At 61.2% G+C, this 3,571-nt stretch carries 2 protein-coding genes and 1 pseudogene; all 3 read right to left on the reverse strand.

Features of this window, described 5'->3' with window-relative positions; genetic code table 11:
- A pseudogene (locus VL202_RS12420) lies at window positions 1-246 on the reverse strand (hypothetical protein); the annotation flags it as partial.
- 12 nt (window positions 247-258) lie between these two features.
- On the reverse strand, window positions 259-2,814 hold the full coding sequence (gene ligD / locus VL202_RS12425; protein WP_325464428.1) for a DNA ligase D: 2,556 nt from the start codon (window positions 2,812-2,814) through the stop codon (window positions 259-261).
- Between the two features lie 2 nt (window positions 2,815-2,816).
- On the reverse strand, window positions 2,817-3,571 hold a 755-nt coding region (locus VL202_RS12430), incomplete at its 5' end, for a Ku protein (RefSeq protein ID WP_325464429.1).

Raw genomic sequence — 3,571 nt, forward strand, 5'->3', positions numbered from 1 at the left:
GTCCCTTTGACGCTGTTTCCACTGGCCGAGGTAGAGTTCCTTAACCATCACTTCGAAGATGACGATGTCTTCCTCGGAAGCGCCAGCTTCAGTCTCTGTCCAACGTCCTTGGGCAGGCGCCTGCACGAAAGCCGTCACGCCCCGATACTCTCGGGTCAGATCCTCTTTGAGGGTTTCGAACATCGCGGGCGGAAAGGGCTTTCCGTCATTGTCGGTCAGCGGCAGCAGGATTTGAACGAGCTGCATGGCGAACCTCTCCTAGCTCGTTTTGCGCTTGCGGCCGCCAGAGACGACCAGCGGCTCGGCTGCGGCGCGAAAATCCTCCCATGGATCGGATGTGAGGGAGGCGAGCCGCGTCGGCGTATTGTCCACGGTGAAATAGTTCGGCCCAATCCCGGGGTTCAGTTCCTCCCAAGCCAGGGGCATCGAGACCGCGGCGCCGGGCCGGGCCCGCGTCGAATACGGCGCGACGGCGGTCATGCCGCGCTGATTGCGCAGGTAGTCGATTAGGATCTTGCCGCGACGCTTCGATTTGGTGATGGTCGAGACATATTGCTCGGGGCTTTCGGCAGCCATGCGATCCGCCATGGCCTTGGTGAAGGCCTTCACTGCGGGCCAATCCGCCCTGGGCTTGAGCGGCGCCACGACATGCAGGCCCTTGCCACCAGATGTCTTGACGAAAGCGTTGAGCCCGGCGTCCTTGAGGCGCTGCCGGACCTCCTCGGCCGCCGTGATGATCGTCTCCCAGGCGACGCCGTCGCCGGGATCGAGATCCATGATGATCGTGTCGGGCCGCTCCCAATCCGCCACCGTTGATCCCCACGGATGGATTTCCAGCACGGCGGACTGCACGAGGCCCAACAACCCGTCGAGGTCGTTGATCGAAAGCAGTGCCTCCTGGTCTTTGTCTTTGGGGTCATTGACCAGCACGATGTTCTTGTTGAGGCCCTTCCAAGCGTGTTTTTGGAAGAACATCTGACCGGTAATGCCGTTCGGACAGCGCAGCAGCGCCAGTGGGCGACCGACGATATGCGGGGCAATATAGCGCCAGACTTCGGCGTAATAATCGGCAAGCCCTTCCTTGGTGACGCCCTCGTCGGGCCAATAGATCCGGTCGGGATGGCTGAGCGTGACCGTACGTCTCTGTGGCTTGGGCGCTGCCAACTTCGATTTCGGGATTTCCCGGACGATCTCGCTCGCCGCCTTGTCCTCGCGCAAACCCCGGAATGAGGCGTGGCGCAGATGGCCATCAGCCGTCCAGGCCCGGAATTCCACCTCGGCCACGAGTTCGGGGCGTACAAAGCGCGCCATCCGGGACTCCTCGGCCGTGAGCTTGGCTGCAAATGGGCTCTCGGCAATGCGCAGGCGGTCGAGTCGCCTGAAAAGATCCTCGGCAACCGCGCCGGTGAACCCGGTGCCAACGCGACCCACATGTTCCAGCTTGCCGTCATCATAGACGCCGAGAACGAGAGAACCGATCGCCTTGCGGGAGGTGGACGACGGCACATAGCCGGCGACGACGAATTCCTGGCGCGCCGAACATTTGGATTTGACCCAGGCCTTGGTTCGCCCGGACCGATAGGGTGCATCCCTGAGCTTGGAGACCACGCCCTCCAGGCTCAGCCGGCAGGCATGCCGCAGGACGAGACCGCCATTTTCGTCGAAATGACTGCTGTAGCGGATGAGGCCAGGCTCGGCTCCGACCAACTGCTCCAGAACCGCTTTCCGCTCGATCAGGGGCACGGCCCGCAGATCGTAGCCGTCGAGATAAAGCAGATCGAAAACATAAAAGGCGAAACGGTCGGATCGGCCAGCGCTGAGATCGGCCTGCAAGGCAGAAAAATCCGAAGCGCCGGAGCCGGTTTCGACGACCAGTTCGCCATCGATCAGCGCTGTTCCGACTGGCAATGCTTGCAATGCAGCAACGACCTCCTTGCCGAACTTCCTGGTCCAGTCCAGACCGCTGCGGGTCAGGAGCTTGACACGGCCAGCCTCGATCCGTGCCTGCAACCGATAGCCATCGAACTTGATTTCGTGGATCCAGCGTTCGCCTGTCGGTGGCGCCGTCATGAGTGTGGCCAGTGTCGGCTCAACGAAATCCGGCAGCGGCGCCTTTTTCGCGCCCTTGACGGCGGCAGGGTCGGGAAGCTCTACGTCGACCTCGGGCTCCACCGTCTTCGTAGATTTCGCTCGTTTCTGCGCTGCTGTCTTGGTGATCTTCCCGGTTTTCGACGACCAGCCCGGCGCCTCGCCGGCGACCTCCTTGATCTTGCGACCGGTCTTCACCGATTCCGGGCGCTCCTCAAGGATATCGGGATCGCTGGCGGTTCGGGCGGCATCGTCCTCGCCCTTAATCAGCAGCCAGTTCTCGCGCTTTTCCGATGGTTTGCCGGCCATCTTGACCAGATGCCAGCGGCCCGAGAGCTTTTCGCCCTTGAGCTCGAATTCGAGATGCCCTTTGGCATAGCCCTTATGGGCATCGTAGACGGGGGTCCAACTGCCCTGATCCCAAATAATGACGGTGCCGCCGCCATATTCGCCTTTCGGGATCGTACCTTCGAAATTATTATATTCGAGCGGATGGTCCTCGACATGGACGGCAAGCCGCTTTTCGCCTGGGACGAGGCTGGGGCCCTTGGTTACCGCCCAGCTCTTCATCACACCGTCCATCTCAAGCCGAAGGTCATAGTGCAGACGGGTCGCGGCATGTTTCTGAATGACGAAGGCGTTGCCGGTCTTGCGGGCTTTTCTGCCCTTCGGCTCCGAAGTCGACTTGAAGTTGCGCTTCTGCCGATAGGTTTCGAGCGTTGCCATGTTCAGCTTGCCTTACGGCGGGCCGGCGCAGCTTTGGCCTTCGTGGCCGTCGCTTTCTTCGCAGTGGCACGGGTGGCCGTCTTCTTGCCGGAGAGGCCAGCGCTCTCGCGCAGCGCGGCCATCAGATCGACAACCTTTTCCTGCCTGGGCGCCTTGCGGACCTCGATCTTGCGGCCTTCGATCTTGGCCTTGACCACCTCGGCCAGGGCCGCCTCATAATGGTCGTCGAATTCCTTTGGATTGAATTTGCCGCGCTTGGTCTTGATGATGTGCTCGGCCAGCTCCAGCATCTCGCCCTTGATCTTCATATCGGGCACGCTGTCGAACGCATCTTTCGCCGAGCGGACCTCATAATCGAAATTGAGCGTCGTGGCGATCAGGCCGGTCCCGTGTGCGCGGATCAGTACCGTGCGCACGCGACGGAACAGCACCGTTTGGGCGAGAGCCGCAACCTTTTTCTTGCGCATGCCCTCGCGGATCAGCCCATAGGCTTCCTCGGCATGGCGATCGGTGGGTGCCAGATAATAGGGCTTATCGAAATAGACGTCATCAATGTCGCCACAACCAATGAAGGTCGATACTGAAAGGGTCTTGTCGCTGTCGGGGACCGCCGAGGCGACTTCCTCGGGATCGAGCATGATGTACTCGCCCGAACCGACCTCGTAACCCTTGACCTGTTCCTCGCGATCGACCGGTTTGCCGGTGTCGCTGTCCACGAACTGCCGACGGACACGGTTGCCGGTCGCCCGATTGAGGG

The organism is Pararhizobium sp., from assembly GCF_035497515.1.
Taxonomy (GTDB): Bacteria; Pseudomonadota; Alphaproteobacteria; order Rhizobiales; family Rhizobiaceae; genus Pararhizobium.